Consider the following 18,497-nt stretch of genomic DNA (forward strand, 5'->3'; position numbering starts at 1 on the left):
GATCTACACCCGCCAGGAGCGCAACGGCATCCTGCTCGGCACCTACGAGAAGGCCTGCAAGCCGTGGTCGCCGGTCAACACGCCATGGGATTTCGGCCACGAATTGCTGCCGCCGGACCTCGACCGCATCGCGCCGTCGCTGGAAATAGGCTTCAAGCATTTCCCCGGCATCGAGAAGGCCGGCATCAAGCAGATCATCAACGGCCCCTTCACCTTCGCGCTGGACGGCAACCCGCTGGTCGGCCCGGTGCAGGGCCTGACCAATTTCTGGTGCGCCTGCGCCGTGATGGCCGGCTTCAGCCAAGGCGGCGGCGTCGGTCTGGCGCTGTCGAACTGGATGGTGCATGGCGATCCTGGCTTCGATGTCTGGGGCATGGATGTTACACGCTTCGGTGAATGGGCCGGCCTGCGCTACACCAACGCCAAGGTGCGGGAAAACTATTCGCGCCGCTTCTCCATCCGCTTCCCCAATGAGGAACTGCCGGCGGCACGTCCGGCGCAGACGACGCCGCTCTACGACACGATGCTGGCCAACAACGCCGTCATGGGCGACAGCTGGGGCCTCGAAACCCCGCTCTGGTTCGCACCTGAAGGCAAGGAACCCGGGGATATCGTCTCCTTCCATCGCTCCAACGATTTTGGGCCGATCGGCGAGGAAGTGCGCGCCACGCGTGAGCGCGTCGGCGTCACCGAGATCGCCAATTTTGCCAAATACGAAGTCTCGGGACCCGCGGCCGAGGATTTCCTCAACCGGCTGATGACCAACCGCATGCCGAAGACCCGCCGCATCGTGCTGACGCCGATGCTCAACGAGTTCGGCAAGCTGATCGGCGACTTCACCATCGCCAAGGCGGCAGAAGACCGCTTCATGATCTGGGGCTCTTCGGCGGCGCAGAAATACCACATGCGCTGGTTCGAGAAGCACCTGCCGAAGGACGGAACGGTGCGCATCCACCGCTTCGACCAGACGCTGGTCGGCCTGTCGATCGCCGGGCCGAAATCACGGGACCTGCTGCAGAAACTGGTCGATGTCGACGTCTCGACAAAAGCCTTCCGTTTCATGGATTTCCGCGAGATGGCTGTTGGCGGGGCGCCTTGCATGGTCAACCGCATCACCTACACCGGCGACCTCGGCTATGAAATCTGGATGGCGCCGGCCTACGAACGCCTGGTTTACAAAGCAATCAAGGACGCCGGCGAGGAATTCGGCCTTGTCGATTTCGGCATGCGCGCTCTGCTCTCCATGCGCCTCGAAAAGAACTTTCCGACCTGGTTCCGCGAGTTGCGGCCGATCTATGGACCGTTCGAGGGCGCGATGGACCGCTTCATCAAGCTCGAGAAGAATGACTTCATCGGCCGCGAGGCCGCCGCCAAGGAACAGGCCGAGGGGCCAAAGCTGCGCCGCGTCTCCTTCATCGTCGATGCCACCGACGCCGATGTCATGGGTGACGAGCCGATCTGGGCCAAGGTCAGCAAGGACTACGGCACGGTGGAAAAGCCGCATGGCTATGGCGCGCCGCGCTTCGACAAGGGCGGCAAGGAAATACGTGGCTCCAAGGCTGCCGAAGGCGCATCCGCCGTGCGCGGCATCGTCGACGGCGACTGGCGCGTGGTCGGCTGGGTCACGTCGGGCGGCTATGCGCATTATGTGCAGAAGTCGATGGCGCAGGGCTATATCCCCGCAGCGCTTGCCGAGGACGAAAGTGCCGGGCTGTTCGAGATCGAGATCCTCGGTCACCGGCGCCCGGCCCGCATCAATGTCGAAGCGCCCTTCGATCCGAGCGGCGAGAAGATGCGGACCTGAGTTTCGACGATGGACAGCGCGGGGCCGAAGGGCAGCTTTGGCCGCCACCGCAAGATCATGCCGTTCGAGCCGGGCTCGATCGAAGCTTTGCGCGACGCCTCCCGCCAGAAGGCGGGTTCGCTCAACCAGCATGTGCTGGGCTATGGCCCGCAGGCCGAGGCTGAGTGGGCGGCGGCAGGCATTGCCGCGCCCGACCTGGCGGCGATGCGAAAATACCGGCTGGAGCGTATCCGCGCCGAGCTGAAGCGGCGCGGCTATGCCGGCGCCCTGCTCTACGACCCCGTCAACATCCGCTACGCCACCGACAGCACCAACATGCAGCTTTGGGTGGCGCACAATCCGACGCGGCATTGCTTTATCGCCACTGAAGGCCCGGTGGTGCTGTTCGATTATTTTTCCTGCGAGCACCTGTCCGACCATTCCGGCGTCGTCAACGAGGTGCGGCCGGCGGTGTCGTGGATGTATCTCTATGGCGGTGAGCTGACCGAGCAAAAGGTCCGCCGTTGGGCCGCCGGAATAGCCGATTTGGTCAGGGAACATGGTAGCGGCAACAGCCGCATCGCTGTCGACCACATCAATCCCGAAGGCGTCGAGGAGCTGGCTCGCCTCGGCATTTCCATCGGCAATGGCGAAGCAGTGATGGAGAACGCGCGGCTGATCAAATCGCCGGACGAAATCCTCGCCATGCGCCGGGCGATTGTCGCTTGCGAAGCGGCGATGGGCGAGATGGAACAGGCGCTGAAGCCGGGCATTTCCGAGAATGAGCTATGGGCGGAATTGCATCGTGGCAACATCGCGCGCGGCGGCGAGTGGATCGAGACGCGACTGCTGACGTCAGGCCCGCGCACCAATCCGTGGTTCCAGGAATGCTCTTCGCGAAAGATCGAGGCTGGCGATCTCGTCGCCTTCGACACCGACCTGATCGGCCCCTACGGCTTCTGCGCCGACCTGTCGCGCACCTGGCTGTGCGGCGATGCAAACCCGTCGAATGAACAGCGCGCCCTGTTCCGCATCGCCGCCGACCAGATCGAACACAACATGGCTCTGATGCAGCCAGGCATCTCGTTTCGCGACCTCGTCGAAGCCTCGGCGGTGCCGCCGGGTGACTGCTTCCCGACGCGCTACGGCGTGCTCTATCACGGCGTCGGTCTGGCCGATGAATACCCGACCTTGCCGCATGCCAGCGACTGGACATCGGACACGCCGGACGGCGTGCTGGAACCTGGCATGGTGCTGTGCGTGGAAAGCTATATCGGCCGGCTTGGCGGGCGCGAAGGCGTCAAGCTCGAAGAGCAGATCCTGATCACCGAGACCGGCAACGAACAGCTCTCAACCTACCCGCTGGATACGAGGCTGCTCGGATAGTCCGGCAAGCGCTTCTCGCATTGCCCTGACTGTCTTTTCCGTTGTTGCCCTCGCCGTGATGAACGGCAGGCCTTTGCGCCGTCCGGTCCAGCCGACGATCGCGACTTTCCGCGCTGCTGGCTCGAAGCGCTGCGCCAGCGCCCAGCTTTCGCAGTCGATCGCTGCAACATCGGCCCTGCCCTCGGCAATGGCGACGATTGAAGCGCGGTGACCGCCGCTCTCGCTACGCGACGAAAAGATGTCCAAGCCTTCGCCGGCCGCTTGCAGGTCGCGCGTCAGCGCAATGATGCCCGACATGGAATCGAGGCTGTTGAAGATGAAGCGCTTGCCGCGGATCAGATCGAGCGGGATGAGAGCGCTGCCATCCGCAGGCGATCGAACTTCCGGTCCCTCGCCTATCCGCATCACCAGAGCGCTCGAATAGAGCTCGCCCTGCCCGCCTTCATAGGCGTCATAGCTCGGCTGGCCGACCACCTGCACATGCCTGGACAGGCCAAGTTCCATCGGCCCCCAGCAGGTCTGCGCGAACAGCAGCAAAGGATGCAGCCACAATCTATGGAAATCGAGTTCATCCGGTGGCAATGTCGCGGGATCGGGTGCGATCAATGCACCGGCAGCATCGCGAATTCCGCCCGGCACCGGCGGCAGGTCGCCATTGCGCCGCACGATGGCTTCCGGCGCGTCGATCCCCTTTTGCCGAAACGCATCGCGCAGCAGCACCCATTGCGCGTCGACCTCATCGCGCACTTCGGGCCAATCATACATCGGCAACGCCGCAACCAATTCACTCATGCCGATATCAAATCATCATGTCTGGAAAAAGGATCGCGAAAACGCGGCGTCCAATCAGAATTGGCCGACACGGATTCCGGGTAGGCCGGAATTATTCCTTGGGCGGCTCGGCGGGAACCGGCGCACTGCCGAGCCCGCTGATGCTGCGCGCCCTGATGCGCGGCTTGAAGGCCCTGCCCGGCTCAGGCGCACGCCGCAGCACCGGGTGCACGATCGGCTCTTTCGCCTTGAACGCATAGGCTTTGACCAGCGCGAAATAATTCGGATAGGCATAGCCATTGTTCATCCGCAGCCATTCCTCACGGCGGTCGCGAAACAGCTTGGGCAGCTTGTACCAGGCCACGGTCGGGGTCTTGTGATGGACGAAATGCAGATTGTTGTTGAGGAACAGGAACGACAGCGGCGAGCGCTCGACGATCACCGTACGGCCTTCCGGATGTTCCGACCATTGATGCTCGGCGAACGTACGGATCGAGATCAGCGACTGGCCGAGCCAGACCGGCACCAGAATGTAAAGCCACAGCGGGATGCCGAAGCCGAACTGAACGATCGGCAGCACGACGGCCAGGCCGATCGCATGCAGCAGCCAGGCCTTGCGGATCGGCTTGTCGCCGGCGATCACCTGCTTGGCATCGTCGATGAAGAAGCCGACGCAGGACAGCCACGGGCCGAGCACGAAGCGGCCTGCCATGGTGTTGTTGATCTTGAGCAGGAATTTCATCGTCGGCGGCAGCTCGTCATGCTGCCAGAGCGCCTGATAATAGCTTTCCGGGTCATCGAGCGGGTCGGTCAGCCGCTCGTCGGCGTGGTGACGCAGATGAATGGTCTTGAAGCGGCGGAACGGCCAGACCAGACCGATCGGCAGAAACACGAAGGCTTCGTTGACCCGCGCGTTGCGCGTCGGATGCCCGTGCAGCACTTCGTGCATGATCGACGACTGCAATGCGGCGGTGAAGGCGAGGACGGCGAGCGCCAGGACGGGATAGGAAGGCCAGAGCAGGAAACCGGTGGCGAGCCATGTCGCGTAGCAGAAGAAGGCGAGTACCACGGTTGGCCACTCAATGGCCCGTACGCTGTGTCGCCTGATGCTCTTGCTCGTCATGCTATCGACCACTGCCCCTCAGTCGCCGGAATCCCAATTGATTCCTGACAGCATTGTGTCAGGAGAAATGATTTCACTCAACGAGACAAAGTGCACAAACTGTTGCGATTGCGCATTTTTGACCGCACATGTTATACATTGTAAACAGACTTAGGGATTCATTTACGCCTAACGCCACCCTCGGAGCGGTTCCGGCGCAAATTTTTCCTCAATCCAGGTGGAGCACGGACATGGACAAGCGCGACCTGTCGACGATCTTCCGCGAGCGACTGAAAATGCTCTTGACACGCTCCGACCTGAACCAGTCGGCCTTTGCAACCGCGGTCGGCATCGACCGCTCGGCGCTGTCGCAACTGCTGTCGGGCGCCTCGACGCGCCTGCCCCGCGCCGAAACACTGCTTAACATCGCCGCCGAGTTCAAGGTGTCGCTCGATTGGCTCCTCGGCCTCAGCCAGGACGAAGGTCTCACCGGCGAAATCCGCGAAAGCCTGGAGATCGAAGAGGCACCGGATGGTTTCGACCGCACGCTGTTGGCCAAATGGCATGCCGAGGCGGCAGGCACCAAGATCCGCTACGTGCCTGCCGGCATTCCCGATCTTCTGCGCACCGAAGCGCTGGTCGACTACGAAGCCGGCATCGCCAACAAGAGCCGCCTGGCGCAGGCCGGCGAAACGCAATACCGCATCGACTACAACAGGCGGCCTGAGACCGACATGGAAGTCTGCATGCCGCGCCACACGCTGGAGATATTTGCCCGCGGGCTGGGTGTCTGGGACCGTTTCCCCGAAGCCGACCGGCGCGCGCAGCTGCTGCACATGGCGACGCTGCTCGACGACCTCTATCCGACCTTCCGGCTGTTTCTCTATGACGGGAGGATGCGCTATTCGATCCCCTACACCATCTTCGGACCCTACCGCGCCGCCATCTATGTCGGCGACATGTATCTGGTGCTCAACGCCACCCAGCCGATCCAGACGCTGATCCAGCACTTCGACAATCTGATCCGGGCCGCCGACATCAATGCGCACGAGGCGTCCGGCTTCGCGCACAGACTGGCCGGCATGTCATTCTCAACAGGCACTGCCTGATCTTCGGCAACAATGATCCTTTGGACGGAAATCGGCCTCCGCATTGGTGGCCGCGTTGCCGCCATTCCATTGACTACACATAAAGACTTCTTTATATCCTTATTCGACTTCGAAACATGAAAGCCAATCCGATGACGACCACCAACCCGATCAATGCTCTGCTGGCCGAAAAGGGCGTGCTGCTGGCCGATGGCGCCACCGGCACAAACCTGTTCGCCATGGGGCTGGAGGCCGGCGAGGCGCCCGAGCTGCTCAACGAGACGGCGCCCGACACCATCACCAGCCTGCATCAGAATTTCGTCGATGCCGGGGCCGACATCATCCTCACCAACTCGTTCGGCGGCACCCGCCACCGGCTGAAGCTGCATCATGCGCAGGACCGTGTGCATGCGCTGAACAAGCGCGCCGCCGAGATCGCCCGTGCTGTCGCCGACAAGGCCGGCCGCAAGGTGATCGTCGCCGGTTCGGTCGGCCCGACCGGCGAATTGCTGGTGCCGCTCGGCGCCATGACCTATGACGAGGCGGTCGACGCCTTCGCCGAGCAGATCGAGGGTCTCAAGGAAGGCGGCGCCGAAGTCGCCTGGATCGAGACGATGTCTGCTCCCGACGAGATCCGCGCTGCCGCCGAGGCTGCCATCCGCGTCGGCCTGCCTTACACCTATACCGGTTCCTTCGACACCGCCGGCCGCACCATGATGGGCCTGCTACCCAGGGATATCCACGGCGTCACCGACGGGCTGTCGCAGGCGCCGCTTGGCGTCGGCGCCAATTGCGGCGTCGGCGCGTCCGACATCCTGGCCTCGCTGCTCGACATGACCGAGGCGAAGCCGGAGGCAACGGTGATCGTCAAGGGCAATTGCGGCATTCCCGAATTCCGCGGCACCGAAATCCATTATTCCGGCACACCCGAACTGATGGCCGACTATGTCAGGCTCGCCGTCGATGGCGGCGCCAAAATTATCGGCGGCTGCTGCGGCACCTCGTTCCAGCACCTTGCCGCCATGCGCAAGGCGCTCGACGCGCACACCAAGGCGGATCGTCCGACGGTTGCCGCGATCGTCGAGCGCATCGGCCCGATGCGCAACAAGGTGGCGACGGAAAATACCGCCGAGACCAGCGAAGCCCGCCGCGAGCGCCGCCGCAGCCGGGCCTGAGCTTATCGGTTTCGATTATTCGCTGTTGTCGGCGTAGCTCGACTGCGCCGACTTGAAGTCGACCACATTGTCGCTGTGCATCGTCATCAGCGCGCCGGATGAAACCGGATCGGTTATCTGCTCCAGCATGATGCGGAAGCGGTCGTTGGTCAGCGCCGACATGGCGGTGTGGCGCGCCTGCGCGACATCGTCACTGATACGCCTGGATTCCGATGATGGGGCCGATGAAACCGCCGAAGCATCTCGTGCCGGCGGTGTCGAGTTGGCGATAGTCCTGATCTGCAATTTCGGCTCCCTCAAGCCCGGTACACCTGTCCTGCGTAACAAGCAGGGGGTTGCGATCCGCTACCGGAAATGCCGCGCAATTTAACGACCTGGAGATTCTCCGAAAAAAGGCCGGCAAGGGAATGAACCCCTCGCCGGCATGCCTCACCCGCCCGCGGTCGGTTTCCCCTGTCAGAACGATCCCATCTGAAAGAAACCGGCCGTCATCACCACTACCGATTACCGCCCAGCGCCGAGGCAAGGCGCACAAGCGAGAGGAACTCGGACCTGTACCCAAACGGGTCGGCTCCTCGAGCGGCAGTGGCGATCTCCATGATCTTGTCGTAACCGAACTTCGCGGTCGCATCCTCGTCGCGCAGCTTCTGGCCGAAGGCGGCGACCGCGACGGAGAAGCGCTGGTCGGTGCTGGCCTGGTCGAAAGACGAGATCTCGTTGGCCGAGGTCACCGGCGTGGTGATCAGCTTCGAGACGTCTTCATTCGGCAGCTTGTAGCGGATCTTAACGAAGGCATATTCGTCCGCATTGGCAACGCCGCCATTGTCCACCGACGCCTGGCCATAACGCAGCGCGTCGATCTGTTCGCCGCCGCTGCCCTTTGGCGTGATTTCATAGATCGCGGTGACGGAATGGCCCGAGCCGATATCGCCGGCATCGACGCGGTCATTGTTGAAATCCTCGCGGTTCAAGGCGCGGGTCTCGTAGCCGATCAGGCGATATTCCGCGACCTTGTTCGGATTGAACTCGACCTGGATCTTGACGTCCTTGGCGATGGTGAACAGCGTCGACGATGCATCTTCGACCAGCACCTTCTCGGCTTCGGCCAGCGTGTCGATGTAGGCGGCGGTGCCGTTGCCGTTCTGGGCGATGGTCTGCATCATCTGGTCGTTCAGATTGCCGCGGCCGAAGCCGAACACCGACAGGAAGACACCGGTCTTGCGCTCTTTTTCGATCAGCCGCTTCAGATCGTCGTCGTCGCTCTGGCCGACATTGAAGTCGCCGTCGGTGGCGAGCATCACCCGGTTGACGCCGTCCTTGACGAAGGATTTCTGCGCCAGCCTGTAGGCTTCCTTGATGCCCGCCTCGCCGGCCGTGCTGCCGCCGGGCGTCAGATTGTCGATGGCACTGAGGATCTTGTCCTTTTGGGACGCCTTGGTCGGCTCCAGGACCGTGCCGGCGTCACCCGCATAGGTGACGATCGAGATGGTGTCGTCGGCCTTCAGCTTGCTGACCAGCAGCCGAAAAGCCGATTTGAGCAGCGGCAGCTTGTCCGGCTCGTCCATCGAGCCCGAGACATCGATCAGGAAGACCAGATTGGCCTTCGGCTGCTCGGTCGGCTTGACGTCAAAACCCTTGATGGCGACATGCATCAGCCTGGTATGCGTGTTCCACGGCGTCGGCATGACGCTGACGGTCGAGTTGAATGGTGTCGAGGCCGACTCCGGACCCTTCCAGTCATAGGGGAAGTAGTTGATCATCTCCTCGACGCGAACAGTATCGACCTGCGGCAGGGTGCCCTGCTTCAGCGAGCTGCGCACGAAGGAATAGGAGGCTGTGTCGACGTCGATCGAGAAGGTCGAGACCGGATCCTCGAGTGCCGCATGCACCGGATTGGTCTTGAAATCCTCGATGCGGTCGCGGTTTTCCGGTTGCGGCTGCATCTGGTCGGCCGGCAAGGTCGACGGCTGCTGCGGCGCCATCAGCTTGGACTCGGCCGGCATGCGGGCCCGCGACGTACTGGGCGCACTTACGGCGCCATCCAATGCGAATTCGCCTGTCGGAGCCGGTGGCGCGGGCTCGGCCAGCACACCGCGCTCCAGCGCATTCTGTTGTGCCGCGCCGGAAGCAACGGTCGATTCGGATTTCTGCGGCGAGGCCGGCGCCACAAGCGCATCGGCCGCGTCGCGGTTTTCCACATCGGCGTCGGCCTTCTTGTCTTTCTCCAGCTCGCTGCGAGCCGGCTTCGGCTCGGCGGTCGTCGGCTTCACCGTCGCCGGCTTGTCGGCCAGCGTCTCGGTGATTTTCTCGTCGCCGCCGAATTTCGGCGGCTGTTCCCTCAGCATATCGAAGGTGGCGTATCCGGCGATCGGCAGGGCGACGAGCCCGGCAAGAACCGGCGTGGCAATGAGTTTCTTTTGCATGATCTCGCTCCAGAGCTTTTGTGCTCGCTCTGTGAGACGAAGCCCGCCGACCGATCCTTGGGTAACGGCAGAAATATTTTCCTGATCGTATGCGCGCAGAGCGGCTTCGAAAGCACGTGCCTTGGCATCCTTGGCGGGCGCCGGCGCTGCTATATCGCGCAGTCTGTTGAGTTCGTTGTCGTCAACCATGGTCACACTTCCCCGGCCGCGCGCATCAGCGTCTTCAGCCGTTTCTTCGCTTCATGGATGTGCCAGGAAACCGTCGTCTCCGAGATTGTCATCGCCTCGGCCGCGGCCGCATGGCTCAACCCTTCGCCATAGACCAGCAGCACCGCGTCGCGCTGCTTGTCCGGCAATCGCCGGACGGCCGCCCACAGCGCTTCGGCAGGGTCTTCCGGTTCGACCGACGCTTCGCCCGAGATCAGTGCATGGACGCCATAGGCCTCAGTCTTCACGGTCTCGCGGGCGGACTTTCTCATCACGTCGCGCGCGGCGTTCATCGTCACGGAATAGAGCCATGTGGTGAAGGCGCCGCCGCCGCGATAGTCGCGGATCGCTTTGCCCAGCCTGACGCAGACTTCCTGGGCGATGTCTTCGGCATCGGCCTTCCTGCCGCACCAGCGATAGGCGGCGCGATAGACGAAGTCATAGTGCCTTTCCAGCAATGTGCTGAAGGCCCTCCTGTCTCCGCCCTTCGCCCGCCCGATCAGTTCGGCGTCGGAGGCTTCGCTCTCATCCAGCATCATCGCCATCATTTGCCTGTTGGACGAAGGCTAATGGCTAATCCTTGGGGCAATGGAAAGATTTTTTTGGAAACCGCCGGATCGGGACCGCCAACACCCCCGCTTGACATATCCATATCTCGACAGTTATACGTAAATCAATAGCCACAAGGTTATCGATCCCGGATGACGAACGCTCACGATGTCCTCTTCAGAACGCTCTCCGATCCGACGCGTCGCGCGATCTTCGAGCGCCTGTGCCGGCAAGGCGAGCAGACGGTCGGCGCCCTGACGGCTCAGTCGGGGGTCTCTCAACCTGCGGTGTCGAAGCATCTCGGCGTGCTCAAGCAGGCCGGGCTGGTGCGCGATCGCCATCAAGGACGGCAGACCCATTATAGCGCCCAACTGGCAGCACTTTCCCCACTGACCGACTGGACGAACCAGATGAACGCGTTCTGGCAGAGCCGGTTCGACGATCTCGAAAATTTGCTCAAAAGAATGGACCAATGACCAACATTGCGATCGAAACGCGCTCTGTCATCGTCGAACGTGAGATCCCCTATCCGCCGGAAAAAATCTGGCGCGCGCTGACCCAACCGCATCTGATCGAGGAATGGCTGATGAAGAACGACTTCAGGCCAGTCGTGGACCACCGTTTCAAGCTGCGGAAGGAACCGCAACCTGACGTGAGCATCGTTGTGGACTGTCAGGTAACAGCCGTCGAGTTGAACAAGACACTGTCCTACACGTGGCAGGCCTATGGCCTTGAGAGTGTCGTCACCTGGACCCTCGTGCCGACCAGCACAGGCACCCGGTTGCGTATGGAACAGTCCGGCTTCCGGCCGGATCAGGAGCAGGCGTATCGGGGCGCGACGAGCGGGTGGCGGCAGTACTTTGCAAATCTGAGTCAGGTCCTGGCGCGGATAGATTGAAACTCGCAGGTGCGGATCGGTGGTCCGCACCTGTTGTTTTGACAGGAGGAACTATTGGACTGGAACAAGTGGGTTCGGCAAATGCATCGCTGGCTGTCGATCATCTTTGCGCTGACCGTCATCGCCAACTTCGCCACCATGGCATTCAGGCAGCCTCCCGCCTGGGTGGTCTACTCGCCGCTCCTGCCGCTCCTCCTGCTGCTGCTCAGCGGCCTGTACATGTTCGTGCTGCCCTATGCCGCCAAGGGACGCGGCGTGCAGCGTGCCGGCGGATAGGGAGTGGGGCAGAGTGGCCAGGACGCAGGGACAATCGACCGAGGCCAAGGCTGCGCCAGTGCTGCTCTCCGGCGGCAACCCGCAAATCGCCAAGGGCGACGGCGACGCCCCGGTGCAGGCCTATATCGCTGCGATGCCGGACTGGAAGCGCGGCCTGGGCGAGCGCCTCGACGCGCTCATCGTGGGCAACGTGCCTGACGTCCGCAAGGCCGTGCGATGGAACTCACCATTCTACGGCATCGAAGGCCAGGGCTGGTTCGCGAGTTTCCATGTATTCACCCACTATGTGGAGATGACCTTTTTCAGTGGCATCTCATTGCAACCGATCCCACCAGGCGGCACGGCCAAGAGCAAGGATGTGCGCTGGATCGACATCCGCGAAGACCGGTTCGAGGAGGCGCAAATGGCGGAATGGATCAAGCAGGCCGCCGCCCTGCCCGGCTGGACCCCGTAGCGGCCACAGACGCAAGAATACGACAGAGGAGAAAGAGCGATGAAGATCAAGCTGACCAGCGTGTATGTGGACAACCAGGAAAACGCATTGCGCTTCTACGCCGACGTGCTGGGCTTCACCAAGAAGGCCGATTTCAGCAACGGGCCCTATCGCTGGCTGACAGTGACCTCGGCTGAAGAGCCTGATGGAACCGAACTGCAGCTCGCGCTCAACGACAACCCGGCCGCCAAGGCCTATCAGGAAGCCATCTTCCAGCAGGGTCAGCCTGCGGTCATGTTCTTCACCGACGACGTCAGGGGCGACTACGAGCGCATCAAGGCGAAGGGTGGCGCGTTCACCATGCCGCCGACCGAGGTGACCGGTTCAACCATCGCCCAGCTGAACGACAGCTGCGGCAACCTCGTTCAGATTACCCAACTGGCGCGCTGGTGACAGGCAGCGGTTGAACGCGTCGACGCACAGGAGACACGCAAATGACCCCCTCGCAACAGATCGACCAGCTGATCGCCGGTCTCTCGGACTGGCGCGGCGAGACACTCGCCGACATCCGCAAGACCATCCTTGCAGCCGACCCGGACATCATCGAGGAGTGGAAGTGGATGGGCAGCCCGGTATGGTGCCTCGACGGCAACATCGTGGTCGGCAACGCCCACAAGGACAAGGTGAAGCTGACCTTTTCCCATGGCGCCAGCCTGCCGGATCCCGACAGGCTGTTCAACAATGGTTTTGGCGGCAAGGTGTGGCGGGCTATCGATGTGTTCAAGGGCGACACGCTCAATGAGAGCGCTTTGAAAGAGCTCGTCCGTGCCGCCATCGATTACAACAAGGCCAAAAAGAAGAAAAAGGCGCCGGCAGCTACTGGGGCGAAGCCACGGAAGTAAGTCTATGCTGCCTGGCCTGCCACCCAGCCCGACGACCATGCCCACTGGAAATTATAACCGCCCAGCCAACCCGTGACATCGACGACTTCGCCGATGAAAAACAGGCCCGGCACGGATTTCGCCTGCATCGTCTTCTGGTCCAGCCCGTTGGTGTCGACCCCGCCCAGTGTCACTTCGGCGGTGCGGTAGCCCTCAGAACCGGCAGGCTTGATGCGCCAGTCATTGACTGCGGCAGCTATGGTTTTGATCTGGGCGTCCGCAAGATCGGCGAGGTTGCCGTCGATGCCGGTTCGTTCGGCGATCGACTGCGCCAGCCGCTTCGGCAGGTGATTTGCCAGCACGGTCTGCACCGCCTGCCGCCCATTACCGCGCTTGGCACTACGAATGAGGTCCGCCACATCAACTCCCGGCAGCATGGCGATGCGGATTTCGTCGCCCTCGCGCCAATAGGACGAGATTTGCAGGATGGATGGTCCGCTGACGCCGCGATGCGTGAACAGCATCGCTTCGGAGAACTGCGTCTTGCCGCAGGCGACTTCCGCGTCGACGGCGTTGCCGGCCAGCGGCGCCAGCCGTTCGAGCGTGTTTGCGTCGAAGGTCAGCGGCACCAGCGCCGGCCGCGTTTCGACGATGGCAAGCCCAAACCGTTCGGCAAGCTCGTAGCCGAAACCGGTCGCCCCCATCTTGGGGATCGACTTGCCGCCGCAGGCCACGACCAGAGACTGGCAGCTAATCGTGCCCGTGGAGAGAGTGAGCACAAACCCCTCCACGATTTTGCGGACATCCTCAACGCTGGTCGACAGCACCAGTTCGGCGCCCTTGTCCTGCATTTCCGAGACCAGCATGTCGATGATCTGGCGTGCGGAGCCGTCGCAGAACAACTGCCCAAGCGTCTTTTCGTGATAGGCGATGCTGTGGCGTTCGACGAGGGCGATGAAATCGCGTTGCGTATAGCGGCTGAGCGCCGAAATGCAGAAATGCGGATTGCCCGACAGAAAATTCTTCGGGCTGGCATGGATGTTGGTGAAATTGCACCGGCCCCCGCCGGAGATGCGGATCTTCTCGCCAGGCGCCGCCGCATGATCGAGGATCAGCACAGAACGGCCGCGCTTGGCCGCCTCCACGGCGCACATCATTCCGGCGGCACCCGTGCCGATGATCACGACATCATAGGATTGCATCAGGCTGTTCGTTCCCGCTCGGCCCACTCATCCGGCGCAGCGCATTTGTGCTACCTGATACCGCGAACGGGGCGGACAGCCAACAGGCAAGAACAGCCAAGCAAAGGCTCAGATCAGCGTCTCTGCGAACAGCATCGTCAAGCGCTTCCAGTGGCGTTCGGCGCCCGCGGCATTGAAAACGCTATGATCGGGCACGCACCAGCCATGCGCCATACCGGCATAGTTCTCGATGACATGATCTACTTCCGCAACCCTGAGCGCCTCGGCCAGGCGCGCCGACTGTTCCGGCGGGAAACTCCTGTCGACGCCGGATGTGCCGACATAGACGCGCGCCTTGATCGAGGCTGCCTTGCGATGCGGGCTGTCGGCGGCGTCGCTGGCGAGATTGCCGCCATGGAAGCTTGCGGCCGCTTTTATCCGTTCGGGATAGGTTGCAGCCGCATTCAATGATCGACCGCCGCCCATGCAATAGCCGATGGTGCCGATCGGCCCGGTAATGCCCTCGGCAGCAAGCGCATCGAGGAACGCACCGCTGTCGCTGATGGTCATCTCCTGCGTCGTGCCGGTGACCAGCGCCATCAGCGGGATTTTGGTCTTTTCCTCGGCGAAGGCGGTCTTGGCGTCGAACGGCCCGTAAGGCGCATTGCGGTAAAACAGGTCGGGCACCAGCACCGCATAGCCTTCATTCGCCAGTCGCTCGGCCATACTGTCGAGCGCCGGCCGCGGACCAAAGGCGTCCTGATAGAGAATGACGCCGGCCTTGGCAGGAGATGCGTTTGCCGAGCGGAAAAGCCCGGCATTGGCAACACCATCCCTGGTCTTGATCTGAAGGTCGTGTTTCGTCATCGCTCGCTCCGTTCGACAGATGCGCGATACATATCCGCGCAAGCCTATACGGCAAGGCGCTCCCTGAGCATGGCAGTCAAAATTTCGTGCGGGATTGCGTGACGCTATTGCTAGCCTTCTCGCACCGTCCGCGCACCGACATGCAGCGCGCGGCCGGCACCGAGCCCCATAATGGCTACGCCAAGCCCGAGCGCGACGAACAGGAACGCCGTTCCCGAAAAACTGCCGGTCCAGTCGCGGATCAGGCCCACCAGCAGCGGGCCGAATGCCGCCAGCACATAGCCGACGCCTTGCGCCATGCCTGAAAGATGCGCGGCGACATGCGAATCCGGCGAACGCAGCACGATTAGGCTCATGGCAGCCGCGATCAGGCCGCCCTGCCCGATGCCTTGCAGGATCGCCCAGAACAGCACGGTCGAGGTCGGTGCGAACAGAATGCCGAGCAGCGCGATCACCGCCGTGGCAACGAGCGCCACATTGATGCCGCGCTGGTCTTTCAGCCGCATCGCGAAGGACGGCACGGCGAGACAGGTGATGACCTGCGCCATGACAGACACCGAAACCATGGCGCCGGCGGTGGCCGCATCGAAGCCACGCTCGCGCAAGATCGGCGCCAGCCAACCGAAGATGCAATAGGCAAGTGCCGACTGCAGGCCCATGAACAGCGTCACCTGCCAAGCCAGGCGATCGCGCCAGAGACCAACGACGCGAAAGCCCCGATGACTGACCTGCCGACGGCTGCCCAGCGCCTGCGGAATCCAGATCAAAAGCACGACCAGTGTAGGCACCGCCCAGGCAGCAAGTGCCCCGGACCATGAACCGGTGACAAAATGCTCGATCGGCAGTGTGAAGCCGGCGGCGGCCGCCGAGCCGGCACAGAGCGCCATGGTGTAGAGCCCGGTCATGACGGCGGCCTTGTCGGCGAAATCTCGCTTCACCAAGCCCGGCAGCAGCACATTGCCGATGGCAATGGCGCCGCCGGCAAGGAAGGTGGCGACAAACAGCAGGGGAACCGTACCGAACCAGCGCAGGCCGGTTCCCAGCACCAGCAAGGTGAGCGCCCCGAGCAAAGTGCGCTCGGCTCCATAGCGCTGGGCAAGTCTTGGCGCGAAGGGCGCGAACAGACCCAGGCACAGAACCGGCAGCGTCGTCAGCAGGCTGGCGCCCGTCGTCGACAGTCCGGTTGCCTGCATCACCTCGGGCAGCAGTACCGACAGGCTGGAAAACAGCGGCCGCAGGCTGAAGGCGATCAGCACAAGGCTCGCGCCAAGCACGATGCGCGCCGCACGGCTGCGCAGTTCAGACGGCTGCGGCGCGGGCAGGCTGTCGGCCTCGGCATCGATGAGTTCCAGACCCTCGATGGCGGCGGATTGCGCCGTCGGGTCAGGCTGACGAAAACTCTGGTTCATTGCGAAAGCAGTCTTTCAAGTTGGGCAAGCACTGGCGCCATGAAGGCGCGAACGGCGGCAACGGCGCGCTCGGGATTGCTCGCGGCAATGGCGTCGACGATTGCCGCATGCGCCTGGTGGTCCGGTTCGGGCAGATCGCCGTCGATGGTGGCATGGATGGTCTCGGTGATGGCGGCGGTGAAGAAGTCGTAGAGCTCCATCATCGCTTTGTTGCCGGACGCCGCGACAACCGATTTGTGGAAAGCGAGATCGCGCCGGATGAAGGCATCGCTTCCGCCGTCCGCGACGGTGCCGCGTTCGGCAAGCAGTTGCCGCATCGTCTCAAGATCGGCTGGCGTGTGGCGCATGGCGGCGAGCCGTGCCGCCTCCAGGTCGAGCGCCGCCCGCGCCTCCCACTGATCGCGCAGGCCGGTGCGCTTGACCCGGTCGAGCGCGGCAGAGGCATCGACGGTAGAGCGCACATATGTGCCCGAGCCCTGGCGCGTATCCAGCAATCCTTGCGAGACCAGCACCCGCACCGCCTCGCGCACCGTGCCGCGGCTGACCGACAGAAGGCCGGTCAAGGCTGCCTCATTGGGAATGCGCTCGCCGACGCCCCAGCGGCCGCTGACGATCTCCGCACGCAGGCTGCTGGTGGCGCTGTCGGTGAGATTGGTTCTGGTGGCGGGTTGCATAGGCCTATTCATAAGTCATCAGATGACTTGATGAATAGGCCTGCTTCTAGCTACCGTCAAGATGCTCATCGAAGCCAACGAGCACCATGCAATGGGAACGGATCAGCTGGTGGCCCGTGCGAAGCTCGCCATGTGAAAGGCCTGGACCTCCGGCGGATAGCGATACCCCGTGCCATAGGGGCACGCATTGCGATCGAGGCAACCGCCGCTGCGGCAGGGTTCGCCATTCGCTCCCCCCACATGCGCCAGGCAGGATTGATAAGCGAATCCTTGCACGGAATAGGCGTCGACCGGGCAGGATTTCAGGCAGGCTTTCTCGGCGCAGCTATCGCAAAGGTGGGGCGCTGCCTCGGCAACTTGAACTGGAATTTCGTCCTCGAACAGCAGCGCACCGCGGTAGGCATGCCATAGCCCGTAGCGCGGATGCATGAGGATGCCGAGCGGCGACGGTTTCAGCCCCTCCGCCCGCATCGCCCATTGCTGGAACGGCAGATAGGGCTTGTCCGACGGAGAAATCGCCCGTGCGCCAAAATCCTGCGCCACGGCGCCGATCACTTCGCGCGACCATGTGTCGAGCGGATTGGCGATTGCCTGTGGCTGTTGCTCCCACCAACGCAGGAAATGCGGCCAGGGTGCCGCGCCCGCCTGCCCCACCAGCAGGACGGCCGCTGCCGGCGCACCCGATGATCCCGTTGGCGGCGCATCGCTTGGCGTAAAATTGAAGCCGCCGCGAAGAACAAGGCCGTTGGCGAGAAGCGCCGCAGCAATGCGGTCAACGCTGCCGGCGGGCGTAATCATCCCTTCTTGTCCGGATCGGAGAACGCGCTCCGCCAGACTTCCTTGTGGATGATGTTGGCGACTTTAGCCCCGCCTGACTCGGGCTCCTTTCAAGTGAAGGCGTCGGGCATCGACCCCTTCTTCTTGGCGATGAAGTCCTTCAACGCTTCGTCGATGCTCGGATCGAGATGCGGCGCCTCATAGCTTTCCAGCCAGCGGCGCGCGAGTTCGTTGGCGCGCTGCGGCGCTGTCTTCTCGCCTTCGGCCAGCCACTGCTCGTAGGAATTGTTGTCGGCGATGTTGGAGCGGTAGAAGGCGGTCTGGAAATTGGCCTGGGTGTGGTCGCAGCCGAGATAGTGGCTGCCCGGCCCGACCTGGCGGATGGCGTCCATCGCCTGGCCGTTTTCCGACAGGTCGACGCCTTCGGAGAATTTCTGCGTCATGCCGAGCTGGTCGATGTCCATCATGAACTTTTCGTAGCAGGAGGCCAGCCCGCCCTCGAGCCAGCCGGCCGAGTGCAGCACGAAATTGGTGCCGGCCAGGATGGTCGAGTTCAGCGTGTTGGCGCTTTCATAAGCCGCTTGTGCATCCGGAACCTTGGACGCGCAGAGCGAGCC

The 18,497-nt window shown here is 62.7% G+C and carries 21 protein-coding genes; 10 read left to right on the forward strand and 11 right to left on the reverse strand.

Going from position 1 to position 18,497, the window contains the following annotated elements:
* Together EN955_RS27100 and EN955_RS27105 are read left to right on the forward strand one after the other, a co-directional pair.
* Positions 1-1,804 (forward strand): FAD-dependent oxidoreductase (locus EN955_RS27100; protein WP_164769913.1); only part of this gene is annotated, 1,804 nt, incomplete at its 5' end.
* A 9-nt stretch (positions 1,805-1,813) separates the two neighbouring features.
* The gene (locus EN955_RS27105) at positions 1,814-3,169 is read left to right on the forward strand and encodes a Xaa-Pro peptidase family protein (RefSeq protein WP_024501295.1); all 1,356 of its coding nucleotides are present in this window, start codon (positions 1,814-1,816) and stop codon (positions 3,167-3,169) included.
* On the opposite strand, the gene EN955_RS27110 is transcribed toward EN955_RS27105, so the two are convergent.
* Entirely contained in the window at positions 3,134-3,961 is an 828-nt protein-coding gene (locus EN955_RS27110; protein ID WP_024501296.1) for a PhnD/SsuA/transferrin family substrate-binding protein, read from the reverse strand. The genes EN955_RS27105 and EN955_RS27110 overlap by 36 nt on opposite strands.
* A gap of 91 nt (positions 3,962-4,052) precedes the next feature.
* Positions 4,053-5,063 carry a fatty acid desaturase gene (locus EN955_RS27115; RefSeq protein WP_024501297.1) on the reverse strand — a complete coding sequence of 337 codons (1,011 nt, stop codon included), beginning with the start codon at positions 5,061-5,063 and terminating at the stop codon, positions 4,053-4,055.
* Positions 5,064-5,293: 230 nt separating this feature from the next.
* Here EN955_RS27115 and EN955_RS27120 point away from each other — a divergent pair, with 230 nt between their 5' ends.
* Positions 5,294-6,151, forward strand: a complete 858-nt coding sequence (locus tag EN955_RS27120) for a helix-turn-helix transcriptional regulator (RefSeq protein WP_024501298.1) — start codon at positions 5,294-5,296, stop codon at positions 6,149-6,151.
* 131 nt (positions 6,152-6,282) lie between these two features.
* Positions 6,283-7,305 (forward strand): betaine--homocysteine S-methyltransferase, encoded by a 1,023-nt coding sequence (gene bmt / locus EN955_RS27125; protein WP_024501299.1) that lies wholly within the window; start codon positions 6,283-6,285, stop codon positions 7,303-7,305.
* Positions 7,306-7,320: 15 nt separating this feature from the next.
* On the opposite strand, the gene EN955_RS34900 is transcribed toward bmt, so the two are convergent.
* The 3 genes from EN955_RS34900 to EN955_RS27140 form a co-directional block, all read right to left on the reverse strand.
* Positions 7,321-7,590 (reverse strand): hypothetical protein, encoded by a 270-nt coding sequence (locus tag EN955_RS34900; RefSeq protein ID WP_024501300.1) that lies wholly within the window; start codon positions 7,588-7,590, stop codon positions 7,321-7,323.
* 212 nt (positions 7,591-7,802) lie between these two features.
* Entirely contained in the window at positions 7,803-9,917 is a 2,115-nt protein-coding gene (locus tag EN955_RS27135; RefSeq protein WP_024501301.1) for a VWA domain-containing protein, read from the reverse strand.
* A 2-nt stretch (positions 9,918-9,919) separates the two neighbouring features.
* Entirely contained in the window at positions 9,920-10,480 is a 561-nt protein-coding gene (locus tag EN955_RS27140) for an RNA polymerase sigma factor (protein WP_013531188.1), read from the reverse strand.
* 156 nt (positions 10,481-10,636) lie between these two features.
* On the opposite strand from EN955_RS27140, the gene EN955_RS27145 reads away from it, so the two are divergent.
* From EN955_RS27145 to EN955_RS27170, 6 genes are read left to right on the forward strand one after another with little or no spacing between them, the layout of a single operon-like run.
* The gene (locus EN955_RS27145) at positions 10,637-10,960 is read left to right on the forward strand and encodes a metalloregulator ArsR/SmtB family transcription factor (RefSeq protein ID WP_013531187.1); all 324 of its coding nucleotides are present in this window, start codon (positions 10,637-10,639) and stop codon (positions 10,958-10,960) included.
* Positions 10,957-11,382: an SRPBCC domain-containing protein gene (locus tag EN955_RS27150; protein ID WP_024501302.1), complete on the forward strand. Its 426-nt coding sequence runs from the start codon at positions 10,957-10,959 to the stop codon at positions 11,380-11,382. Before EN955_RS27145 ends, EN955_RS27150 begins: the two co-directional genes overlap by 4 nt.
* A gap of 54 nt (positions 11,383-11,436) precedes the next feature.
* Positions 11,437-11,658, forward strand: coding sequence for a hypothetical protein (locus EN955_RS27155; protein WP_013531185.1), 222 nt, complete (start codon positions 11,437-11,439; stop codon positions 11,656-11,658).
* 13 nt (positions 11,659-11,671) lie between these two features.
* On the forward strand, positions 11,672-12,112 hold the full coding sequence (locus EN955_RS27160) for a DUF1801 domain-containing protein (RefSeq protein WP_024501303.1): 441 nt from the start codon (positions 11,672-11,674) through the stop codon (positions 12,110-12,112).
* A 39-nt stretch (positions 12,113-12,151) separates the two neighbouring features.
* A complete protein-coding gene (locus EN955_RS27165) occupies positions 12,152-12,544 on the forward strand; it encodes a VOC family protein (RefSeq protein ID WP_024501304.1) in 393 nt (130 codons plus the stop codon).
* Between the two features lie 41 nt (positions 12,545-12,585).
* A complete protein-coding gene (locus EN955_RS27170; RefSeq protein WP_024501305.1) occupies positions 12,586-12,993 on the forward strand; it encodes a DUF1801 domain-containing protein in 408 nt (135 codons plus the stop codon).
* A gap of 2 nt (positions 12,994-12,995) precedes the next feature.
* On the opposite strand, the gene EN955_RS27175 is transcribed toward EN955_RS27170, so the two are convergent.
* The 6 genes from EN955_RS27175 to EN955_RS27200 form a co-directional block, all read right to left on the reverse strand.
* Positions 12,996-14,174, reverse strand: a complete 1,179-nt coding sequence (locus tag EN955_RS27175) for an NAD(P)/FAD-dependent oxidoreductase (protein WP_024501306.1) — start codon at positions 14,172-14,174, stop codon at positions 12,996-12,998.
* A 108-nt stretch (positions 14,175-14,282) separates the two neighbouring features.
* Positions 14,283-15,020 carry a dienelactone hydrolase family protein gene (locus tag EN955_RS27180; protein WP_024501307.1) on the reverse strand — a complete coding sequence of 246 codons (738 nt, stop codon included), beginning with the start codon at positions 15,018-15,020 and terminating at the stop codon, positions 14,283-14,285.
* A gap of 110 nt (positions 15,021-15,130) precedes the next feature.
* On the reverse strand, positions 15,131-16,429 hold the full coding sequence (locus EN955_RS27185) for an MFS transporter (protein WP_024501308.1): 1,299 nt from the start codon (positions 16,427-16,429) through the stop codon (positions 15,131-15,133).
* Positions 16,426-17,103, reverse strand: coding sequence for a FadR/GntR family transcriptional regulator (locus EN955_RS27190; protein ID WP_024501309.1), 678 nt, complete (start codon positions 17,101-17,103; stop codon positions 16,426-16,428). Before EN955_RS27190 ends, EN955_RS27185 begins: the two co-directional genes overlap by 4 nt.
* Before the next feature lie 102 nt (positions 17,104-17,205).
* A complete protein-coding gene (locus EN955_RS27195) occupies positions 17,206-17,901 on the reverse strand; it encodes a 4Fe-4S dicluster domain-containing protein (protein ID WP_032898561.1) in 696 nt (231 codons plus the stop codon).
* Between the two features lie 89 nt (positions 17,902-17,990).
* Positions 17,991-18,497: trimethylamine methyltransferase family protein (locus tag EN955_RS27200; protein WP_206523764.1), on the reverse strand; the 507-nt coding region annotated here is incomplete at its 5' end.

Source organism: Mesorhizobium sp. M7A.F.Ca.CA.001.04.2.1 (assembly GCF_003998485.1).
In the GTDB taxonomy this organism is placed as follows: Bacteria; Pseudomonadota; Alphaproteobacteria; order Rhizobiales; family Rhizobiaceae; genus Mesorhizobium; species Mesorhizobium ciceri.

What these genes read in the sequence shown, in the direction of transcription:
- EN955_RS27105 (WP_024501295.1), top strand. Translation starts at nt 1,814, where the DNA reads ATGGACAGCGCGGGGCCGAAGGGCAGCTTTGGCCGCCACCGCAAGATC.
- EN955_RS27110 (WP_024501296.1), bottom strand. Translation starts at nt 3,961, where the DNA reads ATGAGTGAATTGGTTGCGGCGTTGCCGATGTATGATTGGCCCGAAGTG.
- EN955_RS27115 (WP_024501297.1), bottom strand. Translation starts at nt 5,063, where the DNA reads ATGACGAGCAAGAGCATCAGGCGACACAGCGTACGGGCCATTGAGTGG.
- EN955_RS27120 (WP_024501298.1), top strand. Translation starts at nt 5,294, where the DNA reads ATGGACAAGCGCGACCTGTCGACGATCTTCCGCGAGCGACTGAAAATG.
- bmt (WP_024501299.1), top strand. Translation starts at nt 6,283, where the DNA reads ATGACGACCACCAACCCGATCAATGCTCTGCTGGCCGAAAAGGGCGTG.
- EN955_RS27135 (WP_024501301.1), bottom strand. Translation starts at nt 9,917, where the DNA reads ATGGTTGACGACAACGAACTCAACAGACTGCGCGATATAGCAGCGCCG.
- EN955_RS27140 (WP_013531188.1), bottom strand. Translation starts at nt 10,480, where the DNA reads ATGGCGATGATGCTGGATGAGAGCGAAGCCTCCGACGCCGAACTGATC.
- EN955_RS27145 (WP_013531187.1), top strand. Translation starts at nt 10,637, where the DNA reads ATGACGAACGCTCACGATGTCCTCTTCAGAACGCTCTCCGATCCGACG.
- EN955_RS27150 (WP_024501302.1), top strand. Translation starts at nt 10,957, where the DNA reads ATGACCAACATTGCGATCGAAACGCGCTCTGTCATCGTCGAACGTGAG.
- EN955_RS27165 (WP_024501304.1), top strand. Translation starts at nt 12,152, where the DNA reads ATGAAGATCAAGCTGACCAGCGTGTATGTGGACAACCAGGAAAACGCA.
- EN955_RS27170 (WP_024501305.1), top strand. Translation starts at nt 12,586, where the DNA reads ATGACCCCCTCGCAACAGATCGACCAGCTGATCGCCGGTCTCTCGGAC.
- EN955_RS27175 (WP_024501306.1), bottom strand. Translation starts at nt 14,174, where the DNA reads ATGCAATCCTATGATGTCGTGATCATCGGCACGGGTGCCGCCGGAATG.
- EN955_RS27180 (WP_024501307.1), bottom strand. Translation starts at nt 15,020, where the DNA reads ATGACGAAACACGACCTTCAGATCAAGACCAGGGATGGTGTTGCCAAT.
- EN955_RS27185 (WP_024501308.1), bottom strand. Translation starts at nt 16,429, where the DNA reads ATGAACCAGAGTTTTCGTCAGCCTGACCCGACGGCGCAATCCGCCGCC.
- EN955_RS27190 (WP_024501309.1), bottom strand. Translation starts at nt 17,103, where the DNA reads ATGCAACCCGCCACCAGAACCAATCTCACCGACAGCGCCACCAGCAGC.
- EN955_RS27195 (WP_032898561.1), bottom strand. Translation starts at nt 17,901, where the DNA reads ATGATTACGCCCGCCGGCAGCGTTGACCGCATTGCTGCGGCGCTTCTC.